The following is a 22779-nucleotide window of genomic DNA, read 5'->3' as shown; positions in this document are numbered from 1 at the left end:
GGGATCGTATAGCATGGGATCTGGCGAACCAACGCAATAAACGTGTCTATTCCACTCCCAACCCATCTGTTTCCGGCACCGGGGCCATGGGGTCTCGGAGGTACCGCTTCAACGTGAACGAGATCGTCGTCCCGGATGTCGGGTCCCCCTCGACCCGATCAGACACCGAGATCGTCCCGCCGTACCGCTCGATCAGGATCCTGGTGATATAGAGGCCGAGCCCCCGCCCGCTCTTCACGCCAGGCCCCCGCGAGTACCGGTAGAAGAGGGTCGGCCTCTGGGAGAGTGGGATCCCGGGGCCGTTGTCCGTGATGGCCACCCGGACCTGGTCCTCCTCCTCGACGATGCCGATCGTCACCTGTACCCCGGCTCCCCCGAACTTCAGGCTGTTTCCGATCAGGTTGGTGAAGACCTCGGCGATCAGATCATCGGCACAGACCACGGCGCGGGTCCCCTCGAACCGGATCCCGGGCTCACCGAGCCGGGTGATCTCCTGCCTGATGATGTTCTCCAGGAAGATCGGACGGAGACGGGGCTTGTGCTCCTCATGGACCCGCCGTAGGGTGTTCACGTTCCGAATGATCTCGATCCCCTTCTGGATTGTCCGGACCAGGCGATCGCCAGCCGCGCTCTCTTCTTTCTGGTCCATGTTGACCAGTTCGGCGTACCCGAGCGCTGCCAGGTTCATGTTGTTGAGGTCATGGGTGACGATGTCGAGCAGCAGATGCTCTTCCTCATGCATCCTCCGGAGCTGGTCCTGCTCCTCCATCTGTCTGCTGATGTCCGCAAACGTGACCAGGAGCGCACCATCCGGGAGCCGATGTCCATTCAGAATCACCCAGCCCTCGCTGCCGTCGAGCCTGCGGAACCGGGTATGGTGATGGGCGACCGAACCCTCGTCGGCGATCCGCCGCCCAAGGTCGCCACAGACCGAGAGATCCTCCCAGATTCCGGCGATCGTCGGATAGTCCAGGGTTGTCTCCGGGTATCCGAAGACCTTCGCCCCCTGCTCGTTCAACTCGGCCCACCGGGCCTTCTCATCGATCAACAGGATCCCCATCTCCGCCTCGGTCAGGATGGTCTGGTACTTAAACTGTTCCTTCTGGATCCGGTCTGCCAGGTGAGAGACGATCGTCCCGGCGGAGATGAAGACGAAGAACTGCATCAGGGTCGGTACCGGTTGAACCGGAACCTGCAGGGAGACCCAGTACATCAGCACCAGGAAACTGAACGAGGCCAGCGTCGAGATGAGGATCCCGCGCCGGGGTGAGAAGAACGAGATCAGCACAATGAAGAGATAGAAGAGGTTGGTGATGATCACCACCAGTTCGTTTCCTGATATGTACATGATCAGGTTGGCGAAGAGGACCGTCAGCAGCGCAATCCCGAGCACCACGTACTCCTGCAGTTCCTGTCGATCGCTGCAGGCAGCACGCATCTCCATGTACAATGCTGGCGATTGTGTTTATTTAAAATTACTGAAATGATTGCTCTGCAGTGCGCAAGGGATTCGGATATTAAAAGACAGAACTGAGAAAGATTGATATGCCGGGCACGTGTGCAGACGATCGCCGAACCCGCCGGCGAACGGGGATTAAAAGAGGAGCGCTGATTATAACCTGCGCCGCACCCGGACCGACTCGGCATGGGCGGAGAGCCCCTCTGCCTCGGCGATCGTCTCGACCACGTCCCCGATCGTCTCGAGTCCTCGCCTGCTGATCATCTGCACGGTCGAAGTCTTACAGAAGTGGTTCACATCGAGCCCTGAAAACCGGGACGCGTATCCTGCAGTCGGCAGCACATGGTTGGTGCCGGAGGCGTAGTCTCCACAGGCCACCGGGGCGTACGGGCCGATGAAGATGGAGCCGGCATTCCGGACCGCCCCGAGGGCTGAGAGCGGGTCGGCGACCTGGATCGAGAGGTGCTCCGGGGCGACGGTGTTGACGGCTTCGATGGCCTCATCCAGGTCGGCAGCGATCGTGTACCCGGCATTGTTGAGGGCCTGCTCGATGATAGCTTTCCGCGGGGCTTTCTGCAGCTGTCGACCGACCTCCTCGCCGACCGCTCGGGCCAGGGCCGGGTCGGTGGTGATCAGCAGACAGGCGGCGTTCGGGTCGTGTTCTGCCTGGGCCAGGATGTCGGCGGCGACGAAGGAGGGCGTCGCAGTCTTGTCGGCGAGGATCGCAACCTCGCTCGGGCCGGCTGGGAAGTCGATCTCGGCATACTCCCTGAGGAGCATCTTGGCGGCCGTGACATAGACGTTCCCCGGTCCGACGATCTTCTGGACCGGTTGTATCGTTTCGGTGCCGAGCGCCATGGCCGCGATCGCCTGGGCCCCGCCGGCCCGGTAGATCTCCGATACCCCGGCGATGTCGAGGGCGACCAGGGTCAGCGGGTGGATCGGCGGCGGCGAGCAGCAGCAGATCTCGGCAACCCCGGCGACCTTGGCCGGGATTGTGCACATCAGGGCCGTCGACGGGTACGAGGCCCGCCCGCCGGGGACGTAGGCCCCGACCCGCGAGAGCGGTGTGGTCTTGACCCCAAGCGTGATGCCTGGCTCCACCTCAGAGAGCCAGAGATCCTTCGGGCGCTGCAGTTCATGGAAGACCGTGATCCTGGCGGCCGCCTCAACCAGGCTCTCGATCACCTGCTCATCGACGAGGTCGTAGGCCTCCTGCTGCTGCTCCTCGCTGACCCTGATATCGTCCAGTTTGACCTGGTCGAACCGGGCAGCCAGGTCGATCAGGGCCCGATCGCCGGACTCCCGGACCTGGCCGATGATCCCCTGCACCGTATCCTGGACCTGCGCGAGGGAAGCCCTCCGTGCCCCGGTCCAGTCACTGATCTCCACCGCCTTCCACATAGGTGAACACGTCTGCATAAAAGGATAAAAAAGGTGTTGCAGGGGCGGCCGCGGGGAGGACCGGGCGATCTGGTCAGCAGTCGGCTGCGATCGCTGCAAATTCTGCGAACCGGCCGTTCCGCTTCAACAGCCAGTAGATGAACGATTCGAGCCTGGAGAACTGGAACGACCCGCCGGCCGCATTCGGGTGGCCGCCACCGCCGAACTTCCGGGCGATCAGGTGGCTGATCGGTGGAACCGACCTGACCGAGAACCGGCCGTTCCCATTGATGATCACCTCGATGTCGGTGTTGAAGTGCTTCCGCACAGCGGCCGCGGTCTCGCTCGGGTAGCCGTACAGGGGTGCGAACGCGATCGTGTGCTTTCCGGTCAGAATCCGGGTATGCCGGATCGACCGTGCGATCATTCCGTCCATCTCCCGTTTGATCGCATCGTAGGCCTCCTCGACCTTCTGATCGGTCAGGATCCCCCGGGCGAGCAGGTCACGGACGTACTCCCGGTATTCTGACTTCTGCAGCACCTGGCCGAGGACGGCCGACCGCGGGTCCTGGTGCTTCCAGAGGTCGTAATCGCAGACCACCCGGGCCACCTCGATCGCCGCGGGGTTCTCCGGGCAGAGGTCGACCGCGACGATCCCGCAGGCGCACCGGTCGGTGTCCAGGTGGAGCAGGTCCACCCGTTTCTCTGCCGCGTTCACCTCGTCCTCCTTCCAGCGGTGGTGATCGCGCCACTCGATCCGCCAGCCGCCGGCCTGAGCCTTCGTCAAAGCCGGCACCACGGCCTGGTTGAACCCGAGGTCACTGATCGAGAGGAGATCCCCATTGCCGGGCACCCCTGCGATCACCGCAAGCATGAACGGGTACTTGCCGACCGATGAGAAGACAGAGACCACCTCGCCGTAGCGCATCCGGTGGATTGCATCCGCGCCGACCGCGTCGAGGTCGTTGTGGGTCAGGTGGACCACGTGGCAGGTCCGCTGCGCCACCCGTTCCTCGAGCTCGCGATCCTGCTGCTGATATGTGCGTTGGGCAGGGGCCATCACTAAGGATTGACCTGCTGGTGATAAAAACCAGTGGATCCCGGAAGGGCATATGACCATATCCTTTATTAGGAACCGGATCCAACATTGTAATCCGATTAGGTGCCTTAGTAGCTCAGTTCGGGAGAGCGCCAGACTGAAGATCTGGTTGTCCCCGGTTCAAATCCGGGCTGAGGCATACAGGAGATGAGGTTTGCATTCCGTTATATCTGGAATGCAATCTGCTTTTTTCTAGGATGTACTTATCACCGTTGAATCCACCCCACCGCTTGAGAAATTTTTCGATGCACTGAATATCTCTATTCGATCGATCATGGCGAACTCAAGCACGGACGAAGAAGAAAAGTGATCTCGTCTATTCACTCTCTTTTCATTCTGAGGCGACGAATGGATTCAGTAGAGCTCGGAGAGCCTGGAAGAAGACCAGATTATTGATACACCAGATTCGAGCTTCGCGGCACTGGCCGACCCGAGAGGTTCGGCATGCCACTGCAGATCAAGGCCGGCGCTGCAGTCAGAGTCGAGGCTGTCGGGACCGGGGGGTGGTTGTGGGCTACGTGATGCCGTCCGTGTAGAACACCATGTTGTCGAAGTTGAACGAGGCAGCGTTGTCCATGCCAATCCTGATCAGGTTCCGGCCGGCGTTCAGGCTGACACCTGTCAGGGTGGCCGTCTGCCAGGTGATCCATGAGCCCGTCGTCGGGATCGTCAGGGCCTTGGGCGCACCGTTGACACAGACGGTCACGGTCTTGGCCGCGCCGGGGTTCGCGACCCGGAAGCCGATGGTGAACGTATCTGCTTCAGCCGCGTCAACCGAGTAAGTCAGGAACTCGCCTGCGCGGATCCAGCCGACGTTGTAGCCACTGGCCCCGGGGAGAGCCTCGATATCGACCGAGTCCGTCCGGTATACCCCGCCCTCGTTCGGTGTCGTCGTGTCGGAGAAGCCTATGCCCTCGCCACCCTGATCGTAGTCCTCGGCCTCAACTCTAGCGGGGACATTGTGCTGAGTGGGGTACGGCGCCTGCGTGGTCACGGCAGTCGTACCTGTGACTGTAACGGTATTCTTGGCCGACGAAACCTCGCCGGTTGTCGAGTTCGAGGCCTCGAGCTGGACTGTGTAGGCGCCCGCCGTGGAGAACACATAGGTCGGGTTCTCACCGGATATGGTATCTATCGGTTTTTTACCGAGCAGGATGGTCCAGTCATGCGTGTCATACGGACCGATCGAGGTGAACTTGACTGCGAGCGGTGCCACGCCGCTCGCTTTGTCCACGGTGAACGCGGCGGCGCTTGGAGCGTCGAAATGATTGAAGAGCCAGACGACATCAACGAAGTCGATCCGGCCGTTGTCGTTGTAGTCGAACGCGGCGAGCGGCTCGTTGTCTGAGATCCAGTCCATCTGGTTGAAGTAGAGGACGATGTCCGTGAAGTCCAGGCGGTTGTTGCCGTTTACATCGTCGTACTTCCCGTCGCCGTTCGTGTCGGTCGGTGTAGCGGTCCCGCCAGGGACCATACCCACGGCTGGCTGCGGTGCATCGACCCAGGCATACTTGAGGTCGCCATTTTTAAAATCCAGGTAACTGATCCGTGGATTGCCCGCACCGTCAAGAGCAAGGGAGGTGTACATCCCAACTTCCCCAACCGAGTCTACAGTCTCGAGATGCCAGCCTGTACTGTTATGGTACGCATACTTCAGGTCGTCATTCGTATCATCAAAGTAACTGATCCCCGGGTTGCCAGCGCTGTCCAGCGCCAGCGATGTGTACCACCCGACCCACCCTGCCGAATCCACCGTCTCGATGTGCCAGCCCGAGCCGTCGCGCCACGCATACTTCAGGTCGTCTTTCGTATCATTCGTATCATCGAAGTAGCTGATCCGTGGGTTGCCGGCCCCGTCCAGCACCAGGGATGAGCACTTCCCGACATACCCCTCCGAATCCACCGTTTCGGTCTGCCATCCAGAGCCGTCCCGCCACGCGTACTTCAGGTCGTCGGTCCCTTCATATAAGTAACTGATCCGCGGGTTGCCGGCGCTGTCCAGCGCCAGGGATGTGTACCACCCGACGATCCCCTTCGAATCCACCGTTTCAGTCTGCCACCCCGAGCCATCGTCCCACGCATACTTCAGGTCGTCGGTCGTCTCATCGAAGTAACTGATCCGCGGGTTGCCGGCGCTGTCCAGCGCCAGGGACGTGTAATACCCGACATCCCCCGCCGAGTCCACCGTTTCAGTCTGCCACCCCGAGCCATCGTCCCACGCATACTTCAGGTCCCGATTCGTCTCATCGCAGTAACTGATCCGTGGGTTGCCGGTCCCGTCCAGCGCCAGGGATGTGTACCACCCGATAATCCCCGCTGAATCCACCGTCTCAGTCTGCCAGCCCGAACTGTTATACCACGCATACTTCAGGTCGTCCTTCGTATCATCGAAATAACTGATCCGTGGGTTACCGGCGCTGTCCAGCGCCAGGGACGTGTAATACCCGACATCCCCCGCCGAGTCCACCGTTTCCATCTGCCAGGTCAGCGCGGAGACGGGCCCGACGCCAAGCGTTGCCAGCAGCAGTGCCGCTGAAAGAATCGATATGAAAAAAAACCTGTTCACTGTCACAATAACCTTGAATGAAACTATGACAGGCCAACTTGATAAGCAGGGTGGATGCGGCATCGATGGCAGCGCAACCTGCAGCTGGCTGATCCGGTTGGGGAGGGGATGAACGCGACGGGCCGCTCAAGCAGAGTCCGGACCAGACCGTGGCCCTTCGTGCTCTGACCGGATGCGATGCGATACGCATTCGCGTCGAACAGATCATGACCGTCCAGTAGAGGTCGGGGTACCGACGATGACATGATCTCGACCGCGGGCCGGAACGGTTCGGGCACCCAAAGGCTCAAACCGGAGCTCGTGCCGGAAGCCCGATCCCGGATGTGGTCACTTCCGTCCAGCCACCACGACGAGAATGCCCAGGGCCCCAAGCACAGCGGTCACATCGGCCGACGCCGGCCGGGTTGGCGTGGCCGACGTAGATGGCACCGGGGCGGGTGTCCGCTCTCCCTGGCCCTTCAACCACTGGAGAGCGTAGGTGAGCTGGACGTCCTCGCCCGCCATCGACCGGGCCACAGTATCCTCGTTGATCGGCACCCTGATCCCGGGTGACACGCCGCCCGTCAGCCCGGCGTTGCTGTCATCCTGGATCGTGCCGTTCTGGTCAAGAGAGGCACCGTCGGGGAAGAAGAGGTACAGGCCAAGCGGTAAATTCGCCTGCACGTTGTTCATGCCGAACGCCCCGTTCGTCCCGTAGAATGAGATGACCTCGCCCCGTCCGGTCCTATTCAAGATCATGGGGACCCCCTCCCCCGAGCTGATGGTATCCGGGCTCACCAGGACCGCGACTGGCCCGCTGTAGCCGTCTGCCCTTGGCTCCGACCACGCCTCCGAGAGCGTCGTGAACCGGCCGTTACCCGGGTCGTACTTCGTCGCATACTCGTAGAAGGCCGGCTCTTTGACGAACCAGCCGGCAAAACAGGCGGCGAGACTATCATCGCCGCCACTGTTGAACCGGAGGTCGAGCACGATGCCCGGGGTTTTGTTCGCGATCGCATCCTGCATGGCCGCCTTGAACGGCTGGTAGACATCGTACGACTCGTCGTAGACCGCGATGTAGGTGTAATTGCCGGGCAGCGTGCGGACCGTTACGCTCTCGTTGCTGATCTGTGGGAGGATATCCTCCCAGGATCGTTCCACCCCGTAATCGTTGACCGCAGCCCCGAGGAACCAGGAGGTCTGCTTCAGGTTCGCATACCCATCGTCGTACGCGGTCAGTGTCACGGTGCGGGGGAGGGACACCGTGCTGTTTCCGACGGTGATCGTGGCCGTCGCCCCGACTGGCCCCCGGGTCAGAAGCCGCTGTTGATGGAGCCGGATCCCCTCGACCGTCGAAGGTTTCTTGACCGCCCAGATGTACGACGTCGCGTTGATGGCATCCAGAATTTCCTTTCCATTCCATGCGGTGACCACATCGCCGAACTGGATCCCCGCCTGATCCGCCTGGCTCCCGTTCGCAACATAACTTACGATCACAGTCCCGGAATCGAGCCGGGTGACCCCGACCCCATAATCACCGCCGATATCCGCGTACTTCGCGCCGAAATCGCCCTCATCCGGGAGGAGCGAAACGTGACCATCCGGGATGGCGTAGATGTACCCCCGCAGGGCCCGGAAGTACGCGGCCCTGTCCTGATGCTTCTCTGCCTCGGCGACAGCCGGCGCATAGGTCTGGTAGAGGATGTCCCAGTCCACCGCTTTCCAGTTGGAGAAGACGTACCGCTCCTTCATGAGGGTATGCACAGCGCGAAAGGCCTCGCTCCACGAGGCGTTGGTCAGGTTCGCCGGCTCGGTCATGTTTGCCGCGATTGGTGCAAATATCTGGAGCTGTTCTTCGTTGTACGCGGTCTCGTTGTTCCATTCGAACGGAGCGCAGGAGGTGTTCCAGATCGTCCCGCTGTCCGCGAATACGATCGATCCCGTGGGTTGGGGAGCAGGGATCACCTCTGCCGCGGCAGGGATGGCAAGGAGAAGAAAGGCAATAAGCAACTGGCCGTATTTCATCATACCTCCCTTCGAGATGAGGTTATTTAAACATAGTTTTACGGATCGAGCAGAGGAGGGGGATCGAGGGATAGCCTCCAGAATCGGGTGATCTCTCATCAAGACCGGTGGGGTCGGACCCCGGTTGTCACCGGCGGGAAGAATCGGGAGGAGTGCCGGGCTGACACCCCCAACACAGGATTCAATCCCCGCCATAGGACCGGACGTGCCGCCAGGCACGGCAGAGATCGCCATGACGGTCGTCATCGTCGTCCCGGTACCCGACCGCCTCCCGGGCGAAGAGACACCGGTCCTCGCCGACCGGGCAGACGGCGATGCACCGGCCGCAGGGGGAGATATGCCGGGCGGCCAGGGAGGCCGCCTGCTCGGTGCAGGCCCGCTTGTCGGCCAGCATATCGGGATAATCACCGGCCTCAAGCGCCCCTGCCGGGCAGAGCCTGGCACAGCGCAGGCAGCAGGTGCAGAGGTCCGTCTCGACCACCGGCAGAAAGATCGGCATCCCGATCACGATCACGGTCCTCGTCCCCGGGACGATCGACGCCGGCCGGAACGGTTCGGGCACCCATGGCTCGAACCGGGGCTTGTCCCAACGGTCGGCCGATGCGAAACCGACGAGCGGGATCTCGAGCCGCCGGCAGTGTTCCTCGATTACCGTTCGGAGTGCTGCATCCGTGATCGGATATGGGCGACCGGGGGTATAAAGGATAAGGGGATCGTCAGGATACTGGGTGAAGAATGTGACGCCTCTTTTCGGTGGGGTTGCCGGCCCGGGGTCGGGCCTATCAGGCGTCGTCCAGGGTGTGGCACTAGGTGCAAGCATAACCAGAGAGTCCATCCACGCATCATCCAATAAATTAAATAATCCCAGATGATCATTGGCAATAAACCGACAGCATCTGCACCCACGCCGGTAGAGAGATACTGAAGGCTCTCTGAAAGAGGAGGGATTACAGGTCTTCACCGCACCAGGTGAAGTTCCTGGCCAATCCATTCATCAAACACCAATAGAATGATGAACGGGGTGCTCTGTACAGACTATCAAATAAAGAATATGAGACTGATACCCTATGCCGCCCCATTGCGATACAAGAGATGGTCCCGTCGTCAAAGCAGCGATAAAGGCGCTGGAAACGGGAAATCTCAACTATGTACTGATCTGGATCCCGGAAGAGTCCGAGGAGGAACTCAAAGGTATCTTTGAAAAGACCCTGCGTGCGAGAAAAACAGGAAAGGATGCACAGGAAGTTGCGGATGACTGGTTCTTCGAAAGTACCATCCGTCTCCACCGGGCTGGAGAGGGTGCATCCTATACCGGCATGAAACCAGCCGGACTCAGCGAAGGGCCGGTTGTACCAAGAGCAGAAAAAGCGATCGAGACGGGGGATCCCGGAGAATCGATTGGGTTCATCCTCAAGACAGTTGAAGACGATCTGACCCATCGCTTCCATCATGTCATGGAAAAGAAAAAATATAGCGTGGACGATGTTGCTGCTGGCAGGGAATATATCGCAGCCTTCATTGGATGGGTTGTGTATTCCCATCATCTCTACATGTATGTAACAGGTGCCAGCGGACATGAAGAACATCATGAGGAAGCCGGGTGCGGGCACCATTGATATGCAAGCAATACAGGGTAACAAAAATGACTGATCTCATGATTCGCTACAAGTGTCTGGTGTGTGAATATATCTACGATCCAAAAGTCGGAGATCCAACAGCAGGGATTTCACCTGGCGTGGAATTCGATGCATTGCCGGATGACTGGGTCTGCCCTGAGTGTGGAGTAGGGGCTGATCAGTTTTTGAAACTGGAGGTATGATCCGGAAAAGGAAGGAGCCTACACGGCAGGCAGTGTGAAGAAGAATGTCGACCCTTTCCCAGGCATCGACTCGACATGGACGCGACCACCGTGGCGCTCGACGATCTTCTTGACGATAGCGAGGCCGATCCCGGTCCCCTCGTAGTCATCCCGGGTGTGGAGCCGGCGGAACATCTCGAAGATCAGGTCAAAATATTCCGGCTCGATCCCGATCCCGCAGTCCGCAACCGCAAACTCCCACCAGCCGCCGCGTCGCCTGGCTGAGATGGTGATCGCCGGCGGCACCTCCGTCCGGTGGTACTTGATCGCATTCCCGATCAGGTTCGTAAAGACCTGTTCGAGTTGGGCTGCGTCGGCCATGACCGTCGGCATCGCCCCGACGACCACGGAACCACCGGCCTCGGCGAGCGGCTTCTCCAGGGACCGGAGGACGTCGGCCACGATATCCCCGATCCTAGCCGGCATAAGCGGCTGGGCTCCCATCTCGACCCGGGAAACCTGAAGGAGGTCCTGGATCAGCGCCTGCATCCTCCGGCCGCCCTCGACGATGTACTCAAGGTACTCGTCCGCGTCCGCGTCAAGCCTTCCACGGTACCGCCGATCGAGGAGCTGACTGAAGCTGACGATGGGTCTGAGGGGCTCCTGCAGATCATGGGACGCGACATACGCGAACCGCTGCAGTTCCTGGTTGCTCGCCCAGAGTCGCTCCGCATAATCCTTCAAAGATTGTTCGGCCTTTTTCTGCCCGGTGATATCAGAACAGACGACCACGGCCTGACCGCCGCCAGGCATCGGGTTGATCGAGTAGGTTCGCCACTGCACGCCGCCGGAACAGGGATATGCCACCTCGTTGGTGATCGGTTCACCGGTCGTGATCACCTGCCAGACTTCAGTCATGAACGGCTCCATCATTGCCGGCTCGATCCCGATCTCCAGCCAGGTCTTCCCGATCAGCGAGTCGCGCGGCTGGTGAAACTCCTGCGCGTACTGTTCGTTCATCAGGACCAATCGGCCGCCCAGGTCCCAGACGCTGACCTGCTGGGGCAGGGTGGCAAAGATGGTGTCGAGCAGGTCGCGCTGAAAGGCGAGGTCAGCGTTGTGCTGGTGCAGTTCCACCTCGGCCCGCTTCCGGTCGGTGATGTCGTGGACCATGCCGATCGAACGGATGATCCGGCCGGTCGCGTCCCGCTGGTGCTCGCACTTCTCGTGGACCCAGCGGAGATCGCCGGTTGAATGCCGCACGATCCGGTGCTCGATCTCGTAGCTGTCCCTCCCTTCCTCAAGGGATCCCCAGTACGCCGCATCGACTGCCATCCGATCGTCAGGATGCACAGCCTCGATGAACGCCGCGTAGGTCGCTTTGAACTCCCCGGGCACGAGGCCGAAGATACGGTAGACCTCGTCGGACCAGGAGAGATTCTGCGTTGCCGGGTCCAGTTCCCAGGACCCGAGGTGCGCGATCTCCTGCGCCCGGGCGAGGAGGGCACGGGCCCTCTCCTGCGATGCAGTCAGGGCGTCCCGTTCGACGAGGGCCCGGGCCAGTCGGAGGTTGCCGTAACTCTGAGAGGAGATCAGCCCCGCGAGATGCCGGAGAAAGGCCATCCCGACCTCGACGGTCTCCCGCTTCAGCCGCGGGACGGCTCTGATCGCGGCGATATACGCCTCCTCGTCGAATCCGTACCGTCTCGCCTGCGCCTGGAAGAGGTCGTAGTCCGGCACCTCGTCCTCGAAGAAGAACTGCCCGGAGAAGATGTTGCCCACGTGCCGGCCACCCGCCATGATCGGTGTGGCGAGATCCCACATGTTATTCCGGCACCGGTACAGCCGGGACTCCCCGGGGGGGATCCCCGCTGAGAGTTCGAGATCGCTCTCGATGCAGAAGCGGCAGGTCTCGGGATTGACCCGGTGGAACTGCGTGCAGCACTCCTGCCATCCCACCCCAACCAGTAACCTGCCGTGGAGATCAACGATGCTCGCAGGGACACCGGTGAGGCGGTGAAATCCCTCGATCAGTTTCTGCAGCGGCGGGAGATCGAGGATGTCGATCAGTTCCAGGTCGGGGAACTCCTCTCCAGGGGAGAGCAACTGCCCGAGCGTGTGTCTGACCCGCTGTTCGCTCTCCAGAAGCGCCGCCTGGCTCTGCGCCACCTCGTCGAGGTGCTGGCGGAGCTCCTCGTCCTGTGCCAGAAGCTCCTCGTTCTGTTGCGCCAGGGTTTCAGCCATCTTCTTCTGCTCCTCTGCGTGTGCTTCAGCCTCGCTCCGGCGCCGCTGCTCCGCATCGAGGGCCTCGAAGAGGTCAGTGACATCGGACCAGGTTGATAGGATACCCACAACGACGCCATCACGCAGGATGGGGAGGGCGGAGGCTCGGATCGCAAAGATGGTCCCGTCAGCGGCTGTGATCGTGAGGGGGCTGTCGGCGACCGCCTGCCCGGCAAGGGCCCGGGCTGCCGGCAGGTCGCAGGGGGCGAGGGGGGTGCCGTCGGGCTGACAGACCGTCAGAGCAGCGATCACACCCTTCCCGGTGCGGCCGGCGAGGGAGGTGCCGGCCATACGCTCGGCGGCAGGATTTACGGCGGCGACGATGCCGTCCGGGGTGTAGAGAAAGGCCGGGTAAGGAAGGGCCGCGAGGACGAGGCGAACGTCCGCAGAGAGCCCTGCGGCCGGCACAGCCTCCCCCGCCCCACCGGTCAACGTTGTCCTGTCGTGAATGATACCACCCCCTTAATTCTCATGAAACACCTCTGACTGAGAGAAGAAGGTTGAAAATCCTCCACAGCCGATCGGTTCACAGATGGGGTTGTGGAGATTGGACGTCCGGAGCGATGCATCTTCTTACAGTCTCATCGGAAGGCTGGCGGATAAAACTGTTGTTGAAAGCGCCCCGATCTGTTACCAGAGAACATCAGTTATCACAGGCTGTCAGAAAACCCTTCTATGATGCATCCAGGAGACAGTCTCATTATAAATCCAACTCCCCAATACAGCAGACATGGACAAGAAGAAGCTCGTCTTCACATTCCTGTACATCCTGATCTTTCCTGCACTCCTCCTCCTCATCGCCGGCGATCCGACCTGGCCAGAAGGCTGGATATTCTGCATCTGGTTTCTGCTTCTCTGTTATTCGACGATCCTGTATCTGTACAGAAGAGACCCGGCCCTGCTTGAAGAACGGTACAAACAGCCAGGTGCCGGCAACCAGGAACGCTGGGACCGGTACGTGGTCTACGGGCTCCTGGTCGGCTTCATCCTCTGGATCGTCGTCATGCCGCTCGATGCCAGACGGTTCGGATGGTCCCCTGTCTTCCCCCTCCCGCTGACCCTGCTCGGAGTGGTCGGGCTGGCCGGATCCTTCTTCCTCTTCTTCCGGTCGTACACCGACAACACGTTCCTCTCCCCTCTGGTCAGGATCCAGGAGGACCGGAAGCAGCAGGTGGTGTCGACAGGCGTGTACGGGTTTGTCAGACATCCGATGTACCTTGGAGCGGTCCTGATGTTCTTTGGAGCACCCCTGCTCCTCGGATCAGTCTACGGAACACTGGTAGATCTTGCGCTGACTGTGCTCTCAGGGGAAGGATTGTAGGGGAGGAGGCGATGCTGACCCGGGAACTGCCAGGGTATCGGGAGTATACACAGAACGTCCGGTACCGGCTCGTTCCCCGTCTCTGGTGACGGTAATTTTTATGGGGATAGAAGGAACCAGTCATAACCATAATCCATCCATTGAAGACCGTGCCAGTTCCATCAGACCAGGTGGAATGGGAAGATCCCGTCTCCCCATGAATCAGGGGCGTGCCTCCGGAATACTCCCCAAGAGCCGGCGGTTTCTGCTCACCGCCGCCCAGATCTCACCCAATCAATCTGGAGATCCAGCTCTTTTTGGTTTCAGTCTCTTCTGCCTGCACCGGAAAGAAGAGTTTCTCATGCACCCGTGCCCGTTCCCGATCGATCTGCTCCGGAGTTGCCCCGAACTGTTTTAAGATCAGTTCTGTAACCGAGAGAGCCACCTCACCTTCATCAGAAAAGATGACATCCACCCCGGCATCGCGTAACTCTTCCAGTTCAGAGAGGTAGGCCGTCCGGGCAATGATTCTGATTTCAGGGTTCAGCACCCTTGCCTGCCTGACCATTTCACTGCTCCCCCGGATATTCGATGCGCTGAGCACCAGCACTCTGGCCTGTTTCACCCCGGCTTCAGTCAGAGTATCAATACGGGTGGCATCGCCGTATATCGCCCGAAATCCCTGAGAGCGGAGCCTTTTTACGGTCTGGACGTTCAATTCCACAATCGTCAGATCGATATTATTTTCCTGGAGCAGCCGTGCCACAGTCTGACCCACCGGGCCGTATCCGACAATTACCGTAGTGAACAGCCCGGGTTGGGGAGTAACCTGATCTGCACTACCAGGGGCAGGAGCTGAACGGGCATGAACACGCCCCATCAGATCCGGAGCGTTCCTGTTCAGCCAGCGTTCAATCGGTCGAGCGGCCCGGTACAACAGGGGGTTAACGGTGATCGAGATGATTGCCGCTGCGACGAGGATGTTCGAGGCGTTCGCCGGCAGAATATTCAGATCAGTCCCCATCGTCGCGAGGATGAAGGAGAACTCACCGATCTGCGAGAGGATCAGGGCTACTGACAGAGCCACCCTGAGGGGATACCGCATCAGCACAACGATGAGAAAGGCAACCACTGGTTTGCCGATCAGAATGACGGCAAGAGCGGCAATCACAAGACCCGGGGCCTCAACCAGGCTGTTCCAGTCAAAGAGCATCCCCACCGAGACAAAGAAGAGCACGGCGAACGCATCACGGAGCGGAAGTGCTTCGGTTGCTGCCCTCAGACTGAACTCCGATCTCCCTACCACCATCCCGGCAAGGAAAGCCCCCAGGGCCATCGAGACATCGAACATGTACGCTGATCCGACAGCGATACTCAGGGCTATCGCCAGCACCGCGAGGGTGAACAGTTCGCGCGAGCCGGTGTCTGCAATATTGGTGAGCATCCGGGGAATCAGCCATCCACCCACCGCAAAGGTGAATACCACGAGCACCGCGATTTTAATGGCAGCAAGGCCGATGGCGGTGAAGAGACCGGTTGTTCCGACAGCCGCCGGACCAAAGATCACAGGAAGCAGCACCAGCACAAAGACCGTGAAGAGATCCTCCATAACCAGCCAGCCAATGGCGATATGTCCGGTCTGAGTCTGCAATTCATTATTATCCGAGAGAACCCGGGTCAGAACTACGGTACTTGCGACAGATATGGCCAGACCAAAGACGATACCTGCCGGCCAGCCCCATCCAAGCCAGTGCATGATAACCGCCCCGATTGCAGCAGATACAAGGCTTTGAATCAGGGCTCCAGGGAGGGCGATACGTCTGACAGCCCAGAACTCCTTGAAGTGGAACTGCAATCCTACACCGAACATGAGCAGGATTACACCGATCTCAGCCAGCTGGTTTGCCAGATCGATGTTGGCGACAAATCCAGGAGTATGTGGACTGACCACGATTCCAGCCAGCAAATAGCCGACAATCGGTGAAAGTCCGATTCGGTGAGTAAGATAGCCGAAAAAGAGAGCCGCTACAAACCCGCCGGTCAGCGTGAGAATCAGGTCGAGATTTTGCACTGGAATGAAATACATCAGGAGGTATTAAAAAACTGATGCCACAGACTCCAGGGAGAGACGATCGTCACATTGTCGACCGCCTCTCGGTTCACTCCAGGCAGTACTGAGAGGAATTCATCAATCACTCCTCAAAGCAATGCCGGTGGAGGGTGAACCGGAGCGCGGTCCCCAGTTCAGGAGAGCTGGCGACGCGGTCATCGACCCAGATCCGCCCACCGTACCGGGCCACCAGTGAGGCCGCGATGAAGAGGCCGAGACCTGACCCCGATCCATGCCCCTCGCCCCGCGCGTACCTCCCAAAGATTTCTGACTTGGCCCAATCAGAGATGCCGGGACCATTATCCTCGACCGAGATCGTCACCTCCTCCTCGCCAGCCTCGACCAACACCCAGACCCTGGCATCTGGCCCCCCGAACTTCAGGCTGTTTCCAAAGAGGTTCACAAAGACCTCCGAGAGGAACTGATCGGCGCAGACCTGCAACGAAGTCCGGGTATATTCGATAGAAGCGTCGGGGTAGTGGCCGATCGCGTCCATGACCTCACGGTCGAGGGAGATCTCGCTGAGCGGGATATCCGTATCATGCACACGGCTGATCATCGAGACCCTGGCGATGATCCCGATCGACTTCTGGATGCCATTCCGGATCCGGTCGACCTTGATCTTATGCTCATTCGGGTGGTCGAGAGGGAGCATCTCGTCGAGCATCTCGGCGGAACCGAGCGCGATGGTCAGGGCGTTGTTGATATCATGGGTCATGATGTCCAGGTACAGGTGGATCTCATCATTGCTCTGGACCAGCTGCCGGGTTCTCATCCCGACCCTGGCCTCGAGCACCTCGTTCTGATGCGTGATCTGATCCATCTGCTGCTTGAGCCGGTCGACCATCAGGTGGATGCTCTGACTGAGCGCATCGAACTCCACCATCCAGACCTTCCCGATCGGATGGTTGAGATTCCCGTTCGCGATCGCCTCGACATCCTCGATGATCTGGCGGATCGGGCGGACGACCAGCACCGAGATACCGGACGCAACAATGGCCCCGAGAGTCAGGACGAGCAGCCCGATCAGCAGATGTTCGAGAGAAAGCCGGAAGAGAGCCTCGTCGAGCGGGCGGGTGGTATAGACGAACTCGATCACCAGACTCGGATCAGACGCATAGATCGAGTTCTTCAGGTCTACAAACCGGAACCGGGTCAGAGTGGCATTGGCGGCATCCCGAACTTCAAAGGTCGAACGGTTCGCAATTACCAGGTCGATCTGTCTGCGCAACTCGGGGTCCACCTGGAACTCCCGTTCTCCAATCTGATCACCGTAGATATTGAAGGTCCGCACCGATACCAGGGAAGGATTGTCAACCTGGATCTGCTGCGCAGTCTTAACAAATGAGACGTTCTTGCGCGCCATAAACCCCGAATCTTCGAGGCCGAGTTCGAGCAGGTAACGATGATCGGGGGTTGGATAGTAGGCGTACTTCCGGAATATGCCAGTGTCCTGTTCACGGGTCACCCGGTCTGCATAATATCCGCTGCCGTTTCGCATCTTTGCGAGCGTCTTTGAGAAGCCATTGAACTGGGAGAGATCCATACCGAGGTCATGAGTGTAGGTGGTCGCAATCACCCTGTCGTGGTCGTCGATCACATAGAGATCGATATCCCCGCCGAGTTCTCCTTTTAGCACATTCAGATCGATCCTCTGGGGATCGCCACCAGAGCAGTTGTAGGCGTCGAGAAAAGGCGGAAAACTGTTCTCCAGACGGGTTGAGAAGAAGTCATCGAAGAGGGTCAGATCCCGATCCATCAGCGTATAGGACCCGATCAGATTGGACTCTGCATAATCCCGGGTCTCCAGGTCATGCGTCAGAAGCACGGACCGGGCCTCAGTATAGGTGAAGACAGAGAGGATCCCGATCGAGAGGACCACACCGATCAGGATCAGCATGGTGATGATGATCGTAATCGGGGGGGATCGGGATGTCATTGAATAATGACTCTATTTCGGTTCATATCATAAAAACGCGTCGGATTGTTTCTTTCCAAATATCAGACGAAAGAATCGTTGATTGAGTTCTCGGACGGAGCGGGGCCGGGATCGGACAGAAAAAATTTCCTGACATGCAGCCTTAATGCGATAAAGGGTGAGTACTGCTGGATGAGATCAGTTTTCCCACTCCTGATTCTTGCGGTCTGCGCACTTGGACTGGCGAGCACCGTGAACGCAGAAGAGACTGACCCCGATCTGGTCAACGACACGCTCCAGAACCTGACCACCGCCAGTTTACACTTCCAGGCAGGGATCCAGCAGATCACCGGGGACGTCAACCTCTCCAATGCCTCGACCGATCTGGCGAACGCACGTTCTATGGTGGAAGAGTTTATCCAGGCGTATAATGCTCTGATCCATATCGTGAACAGGATCCTCGAACTGGTGGCAGAGTTTCAACCTGTACCCGGGAATCTTCCAGAGACCTGAACGATCCCATCCACACGGTCATCAGGACAGACCTTTTTTACCGGCAGGGGAAGTCAGTACTCAGTGATGCCGGAGATTCAGATCGAGGTTCTTGAACAGCGGATCGGATACAGGTTTTTTGATCGGGCGCACCCCCGGCGAGCGCTGACCCGGCTGGCATATGCCCGGGAACAGCAGTTCGGAGACGATCAGGACATGGACGCCCTGGCCACGCTCGGAGACGCAGTGATCGACCTTCTGGTGATCGACGACCTGCTGCAGACCGGGGTGACCAGAAAGGGAGAGATCACCGTCCAGAAGGTGCGACGGGTGAACATGAGTGTGCTTCGCACCATCGCTGAATCGATCGATCTTGCGCCGCTGGTTCTCTGGGGAAAGGGGGAAGAGGCACAGGAGGTCTGGCTGTCGGGCAGGGTGCTCGCTGAGTGCTGCGAGGCGGTGATCGGGGCGGTCTTTCTCGACGGCGGGCTCGGGGCCGCAAGACAGGTGCTCTGGACGCTCGGGCTGATCAATACAGAGACCAGAGATTCTGCGGCCGGAAATGGACGCTAAAAAAAGATCAGATAATTGAAAAAATTGATTAATCTCTGCCGGTGGGGAAACCGGCTGGATACCATCTGACGAACATCTGATTCGGCGGGGTCAGGCTCTGCGAATTGGCGGTTGCAGAGAAGTCACGAGGTGCTGCATTGAATGGGCTCCAGGTGCCCCAACTGCTCCCCGAACTCTGTGAAACGCCAGTCGGCGCGACGAAACTCGTATCACCGATGACAAACTGTTTGCCGAGTCCAAAACTCGATCCAAACGAGGACGAGGTGATGACACTCTGGACCGGGGCCGTGGTCGCAACTGTCTGCACGGCCATTGGCTGTGCAGCCACGGTCTGGACGGCAACCGTCTGCACGGCTACGGTCTGGACCGGAACAGCAGTCGCGGTTGCAACTGCGGTTGGTGCCGCGGTCGGTGCCGTGACCGCCGATCCACCGAGGACCTGACGGATAGCACTGAACCACTTGGCTGCCAGTTTCTTCTCTCCGCTCTCATCTGGGTGGATACCACTCGACGCCTGGTTGTCGTTGACTCCGTCAAAGCCTGAGTACTGGTCGACAAAGTATACCGGAGACTGGGCCGTGCTCTTCTGGGATGCGAGCGCCGGGATGCGTGCATTCAGGGCAACCAGGTTATCCCTCTGTGTCGCGGTCGGCGGGATGGAGGCGAGCAGAATCTTTGCATTCGGGTTCTGTGCCCGGACCTGGTCGATGATTGCACCGATGTTGCTGATCGACTGGTCGGTTGGAATCTGGTGGAGGCAGTCGTTGGTCCCAATCATGAGGAGGACGATGTCGGCATGATAACCGGTGAGCCACTGGGAGAGCTTGCCCTGGGCGGGATCATCAGAAGCGCCGTTCAGAATCCCGTCGGTGGTATACCCACCATGCGCTTCGTTGTGCTGGTCGAAGGAGTAGGCAAAGTTCGGTTGCGTCCAGCTCCCAACAAAGTCAAAGTCATATCCGGCCACCTTCAGATCATTGTACAGCCAGTAGCGGTACGTAGGGTGACTCGCAGACTCAGCGGTGTCGGTCATCCCTTTGGTCAGAGAGTCCCCAAGCGGGAGGATGTGCACCGTTGCAGATACCGCTGTCGTCCCCACCCCTAGGAAGAGGAGAGACCCGATCAGAATTAAAATTCCAATAGATGTGCGCTTCATATGTTGCCTCGAATGATATCCTGTATCCTATAAAATTCAGCATTGTACTACATAGCGCTTGTGATGATCCTTTATACGAGGACGATGGAACCGGGCGGATCACGACCAGGCGAAGGGTAGATGTACCTTGGGCGCCCTTGTATTAAGGATCACGATGGCAAACCTGACAATTGCGGTGCTCGGTGAGAACGGGTATGCAAAGGACCTGGGCAAGGCCGGCACTGCCAGCGACATCACCTACTATAACCTGAAGAGAGGGGAGACGACGGTCACGTTCATCGAACCGACCAGGTACCCCGAACGGATCGTCTCGCTCTTCTATGCAGTCTCAACAGCCGCCGGCGCCCTGGTGGTGGTGGACGCCATCACGGCGCAATTCGGGGAGTGCGTATTGATGCTCGACTCTGCAGGGATCACGCAGGGCTGGCTGGTGCTGAAGAACTACCTGACCCGCGAAGAGCTGGCCCCGCTCATCAAGGGAACAGTCGTCGAGCATTATACGGTGATCGAGGACGACCCGGTCGCCGAGCGGGAGTTCTTCCTCTCCCACGCCCTCGGACAGCCGGCCCCGGGAACCGAGCCGGGGACCGTCCCGGTGGACCATGCATTCCCGGTGAAAGGGATCGGGACCGTGGTCCTCGGGGACGTGGCCTTCGGAACCATCCATAAGCATGACACCCTGACCGTCCTCCCCGGAAAGAAGAGCGTTCAGGTCAGATCCCTTCAGAAACACGATGACGACGCGGATACTGCGGTGCAGGGGGACCGGGTCGGCGTCGCGCTGAAGAACATCGAGGCCGACGAGCTGAACCGCGGCGATGTGCTGACCGGCGATAAGGATCTGCAGGTCAGGGACGAGATCACCGCAGAGGCCCGTCTCGTGAAGTACTGGCCTGCCGCCCTCAAGGAAGGGATGGTGCTGTACCTCGGCCACTGGATGCAGTTCATCCCCTGCCGGATCACGGCCGTCACCGATCAGGGCGACTGGCACCACCCCACCATCACGCTGGCCCTGGATAAACCGGTGATCGCCCGCTCCGGGGACAACGGGGTGCTCTGCTACCTGGAAGGGGGCAAACTCCGGGTCACCGGCACTATACCGCTCTGACCGGCGGCTTCTTCTCTATTTTTAAAAAAAAGTGCTGTAAAAAAAATATCGTTTCAGGCGATCCCAAGCCCTTCAAGGAAGAGCCGGTGAAGCCTGAGGTCGCCCCCGAGCTCCGGATGGAACGAGAGGGCCATATGCTTCCCCTGCGATACCGCCACGATTCCATGGTCGACGGCAGCGAGGACCGTCACGGCCGGCCCGACCGACCTGACCACCGGCGCCCGGATGAAGACCGCATGGAACGGAGCATCGAGACCCCGAATGGATATATCAGCCTCGAACGACTCCCGCTGCCGCCCGAAAGCGTTCCGGTCCACGTCCATATCGATCAGGCCGAGCGGCCGGATCCGCGGGTCTTCGACACGGTGCGCCATCAGCACCATCCCGGCGCAGGTCGCAAAGATCCCGCCGGAGAAGCCGGTCAGCGCCTCATGCATCCGGTTCTTCTCGATCAGTCGGGAGATCGTCGTCGACTCCCCGCCAGGGATCGCGATCGCATCGAGGGACGGGATCTGGGCCGCCTCCCGCACCTCGACGACCGATCCCCTGACGTCAGGGATCGTGTCGAGCGCCCGCTGGAAGGCCGCGATATGTTCGGCGACGTCCCCCTGGAGTGCCAGCACCCCTATCTTAACGTCCACGGAACTGGAGCACCTCGTCGTCCTTCAGCGTATGAACGTCGATCCCCTTCATCGCCTCGCCAAGTCCGCGGGAGACTTCGGCGATAACGGCCGGCTCCTGGTAATGGTTGACCGCTTCGACGACCGCCTTGGCCGTTCTGGCCGGGTCGCTGGAGAGGAAGATCCCTGAACCGACGAAGACGCCGTCTGCACCGAGGTGCATCATCAGGGCCGCGTCCGAGGGGGTCGCAATCCCGCCGGCCGAGAAGTTCACGACCGGAAGTCTGCCCCGTTCCGCGCACTCGATGACGAGAGCTGAAGGCGCCTCGATGGACCGTGCCCGGTCGATCAGTTCCTGCCGGTCGAGCCCCTTGAGCTGCCGGATCTCGCCCATGATCGCATGCATGTGCCTGACCGCCTCGACGACGTTGCCGGTGCCGGCCTCGCCCTTGGTCCTGATCATTGCAGCACCTTCATCGATCCGCCGGAGGGCCTCGCCGAGGTTCCGCGCACCGCAGACGAACGGGACATCGAACTCTGTCTTCCGGATATGGTACTCCTCGTCCGCAGGCGTCAGCACCTCGCTCTCATCGATCATATCGACCCCGAGCGATTCGAGCACCCGCGCCTCGACAAAGTGGCCGATCCTGACCTTGCCCATCACCGGGATGCTGACCGCATCGATGATCCCGATCACCCGGTCGGGGTCTGCCATCCTGGCCACCCCGCCGGCCTTTCTGATCTCTGCAGGCACCCGCTCAAGGGCCATCACGGCGACAGCCCCTGCTTCCTCAGCGATCCGCGCCTGATCAGCGTTGACCACATCCATGATCACACCACCCTTCTGCATGGACGCGAATCCGCGCTTCAGCAGCTCGGTGCCGAACCTCAGTTCCTCGAGCTTCATGTT

At 59.7% G+C, this 22779-nt stretch carries 18 protein-coding genes and 1 tRNA gene; 7 read left to right on the top strand and 12 right to left on the bottom strand.

Annotation, left to right across the window (positions count from 1 at the left end; all coding sequences use genetic code 11):
- Positions 1 to 46: 46 nt before the first annotated feature.
- From ACFKSJ_RS11800 to ACFKSJ_RS11790, 3 genes are all read right to left on the bottom strand, one after another.
- Positions 47 to 1444: an ATP-binding protein gene (locus ACFKSJ_RS11800; RefSeq protein WP_440949997.1), complete on the bottom strand. Its 1398-nt coding sequence runs from the start codon at positions 1442 to 1444 to the stop codon at positions 47 to 49.
- 168 nt (positions 1445 to 1612) lie between these two features.
- A complete protein-coding gene (gene hisD / locus ACFKSJ_RS11795; protein ID WP_440949996.1) occupies positions 1613 to 2863 on the bottom strand; it encodes a histidinol dehydrogenase in 1251 nt (416 codons plus the stop codon).
- A gap of 73 nt (positions 2864 to 2936) precedes the next feature.
- Positions 2937 to 3902, bottom strand: coding sequence for a DHH family phosphoesterase (locus ACFKSJ_RS11790; protein ID WP_440949995.1), 966 nt, complete (start codon positions 3900 to 3902; stop codon positions 2937 to 2939).
- A gap of 104 nt (positions 3903 to 4006) precedes the next feature.
- Here ACFKSJ_RS11790 and ACFKSJ_RS11785 point away from each other — a divergent pair.
- Positions 4007 to 4080: transfer RNA gene (locus ACFKSJ_RS11785), tRNA-Phe, on the top strand.
- Positions 4081 to 4455: 375 nt separating this feature from the next.
- Here ACFKSJ_RS11785 and ACFKSJ_RS11780 read toward each other — a convergent pair.
- The 3 genes from ACFKSJ_RS11780 to ACFKSJ_RS11770 form a co-directional block, all read right to left on the bottom strand.
- Positions 4456 to 6507 carry a carbohydrate-binding domain-containing protein gene (locus ACFKSJ_RS11780; protein ID WP_440949994.1) on the bottom strand — a complete coding sequence of 684 codons (2052 nt, stop codon included), beginning with the start codon at positions 6505 to 6507 and terminating at the stop codon, positions 4456 to 4458.
- Between the two features lie 327 nt (positions 6508 to 6834).
- Complete coding sequence (locus ACFKSJ_RS11775) at positions 6835 to 8514, bottom strand: S41 family peptidase (protein ID WP_440949993.1); 1680 nt, start codon at positions 8512 to 8514, stop codon at positions 6835 to 6837.
- 178 nt (positions 8515 to 8692) lie between these two features.
- On the bottom strand, positions 8693 to 9331 hold the full coding sequence (locus tag ACFKSJ_RS11770; protein ID WP_440949992.1) for a hypothetical protein: 639 nt from the start codon (positions 9329 to 9331) through the stop codon (positions 8693 to 8695).
- 247 nt (positions 9332 to 9578) lie between these two features.
- On the opposite strand from ACFKSJ_RS11770, the gene ACFKSJ_RS11765 reads away from it, so the two are divergent.
- Both ACFKSJ_RS11765 and ACFKSJ_RS11760 read left to right on the top strand, forming a co-directional pair.
- A complete protein-coding gene (locus tag ACFKSJ_RS11765; protein ID WP_440949991.1) occupies positions 9579 to 10127 on the top strand; it encodes a DUF6448 family protein in 549 nt (182 codons plus the stop codon).
- A 26-nt stretch (positions 10128 to 10153) separates the two neighbouring features.
- Positions 10154 to 10330 carry a rubredoxin gene (locus ACFKSJ_RS11760; RefSeq protein ID WP_440949990.1) on the top strand — a complete coding sequence of 59 codons (177 nt, stop codon included), beginning with the start codon at positions 10154 to 10156 and terminating at the stop codon, positions 10328 to 10330.
- Positions 10331 to 10348: 18 nt separating this feature from the next.
- On the opposite strand, the gene ACFKSJ_RS11755 is transcribed toward ACFKSJ_RS11760, so the two are convergent.
- The gene (locus ACFKSJ_RS11755; protein WP_440949989.1) at positions 10349 to 13024 is read right to left on the bottom strand and encodes a PocR ligand-binding domain-containing protein; all 2676 of its coding nucleotides are present in this window, start codon (positions 13022 to 13024) and stop codon (positions 10349 to 10351) included.
- Positions 13025 to 13322: 298 nt separating this feature from the next.
- Between ACFKSJ_RS11755 and ACFKSJ_RS11750 the strand changes: the two genes are divergently transcribed.
- The gene (locus tag ACFKSJ_RS11750; protein WP_440949988.1) at positions 13323 to 13913 is read left to right on the top strand and encodes a methyltransferase family protein; all 591 of its coding nucleotides are present in this window, start codon (positions 13323 to 13325) and stop codon (positions 13911 to 13913) included.
- Positions 13914 to 14178: 265 nt separating this feature from the next.
- Here the strand turns inward: ACFKSJ_RS11750 and ACFKSJ_RS11745 are convergent, their stop codons facing one another.
- Entirely contained in the window at positions 14179 to 15963 is a 1785-nt protein-coding gene (locus ACFKSJ_RS11745; RefSeq protein ID WP_440949987.1) for a cation:proton antiporter, read from the bottom strand.
- A gap of 121 nt (positions 15964 to 16084) precedes the next feature.
- Positions 16085 to 17941, bottom strand: coding sequence for an ATP-binding protein (locus ACFKSJ_RS11740; RefSeq protein WP_440949986.1), 1857 nt, complete (start codon positions 17939 to 17941; stop codon positions 16085 to 16087).
- A gap of 171 nt (positions 17942 to 18112) precedes the next feature.
- Between ACFKSJ_RS11740 and ACFKSJ_RS11735 the strand changes: the two genes are divergently transcribed.
- Both ACFKSJ_RS11735 and ACFKSJ_RS11730 read left to right on the top strand, forming a co-directional pair.
- A complete protein-coding gene (locus tag ACFKSJ_RS11735; RefSeq protein ID WP_440949985.1) occupies positions 18113 to 18433 on the top strand; it encodes a hypothetical protein in 321 nt (106 codons plus the stop codon).
- A gap of 66 nt (positions 18434 to 18499) precedes the next feature.
- Positions 18500 to 18985 carry a ribonuclease III domain-containing protein gene (locus ACFKSJ_RS11730; RefSeq protein ID WP_440949984.1) on the top strand — a complete coding sequence of 162 codons (486 nt, stop codon included), beginning with the start codon at positions 18500 to 18502 and terminating at the stop codon, positions 18983 to 18985.
- Between the two features lie 28 nt (positions 18986 to 19013).
- On the opposite strand, the gene ACFKSJ_RS11725 is transcribed toward ACFKSJ_RS11730, so the two are convergent.
- Entirely contained in the window at positions 19014 to 20141 is a 1128-nt protein-coding gene (locus tag ACFKSJ_RS11725; protein WP_440949983.1) for an SGNH/GDSL hydrolase family protein, read from the bottom strand.
- Positions 20142 to 20295: 154 nt separating this feature from the next.
- Between ACFKSJ_RS11725 and ACFKSJ_RS11720 the strand changes: the two genes are divergently transcribed.
- Entirely contained in the window at positions 20296 to 21249 is a 954-nt protein-coding gene (locus tag ACFKSJ_RS11720; protein WP_440949982.1) for an EF-Tu/IF-2/RF-3 family GTPase, read from the top strand.
- Positions 21250 to 21302: 53 nt separating this feature from the next.
- Here the strand turns inward: ACFKSJ_RS11720 and pdxT are convergent, their stop codons facing one another.
- Positions 21303 to 21890 (bottom strand): pyridoxal 5'-phosphate synthase glutaminase subunit PdxT, encoded by a 588-nt coding sequence (gene pdxT / locus ACFKSJ_RS11715; protein ID WP_440949981.1) that lies wholly within the window; start codon positions 21888 to 21890, stop codon positions 21303 to 21305.
- On the bottom strand, positions 21880 to 22776 hold the full coding sequence (pdxS, locus tag ACFKSJ_RS11710) for a pyridoxal 5'-phosphate synthase lyase subunit PdxS (RefSeq protein ID WP_440949980.1): 897 nt from the start codon (positions 22774 to 22776) through the stop codon (positions 21880 to 21882). The genes pdxT and pdxS overlap by 11 nt, the downstream gene beginning before the upstream one ends.
- Positions 22777 to 22779: the final 3 nt, after the last annotated feature.

It is taken from the genome of Methanosphaerula subterraneus (genome assembly GCF_052055875.1).
GTDB lineage: Archaea > Halobacteriota > Methanomicrobia > Methanomicrobiales > Methanospirillaceae > Methanosphaerula > Methanosphaerula subterraneus.
Note: the sequence above shows the minus strand (reverse complement) of the source record. Positions and strands in the feature narration are given on the sequence as shown.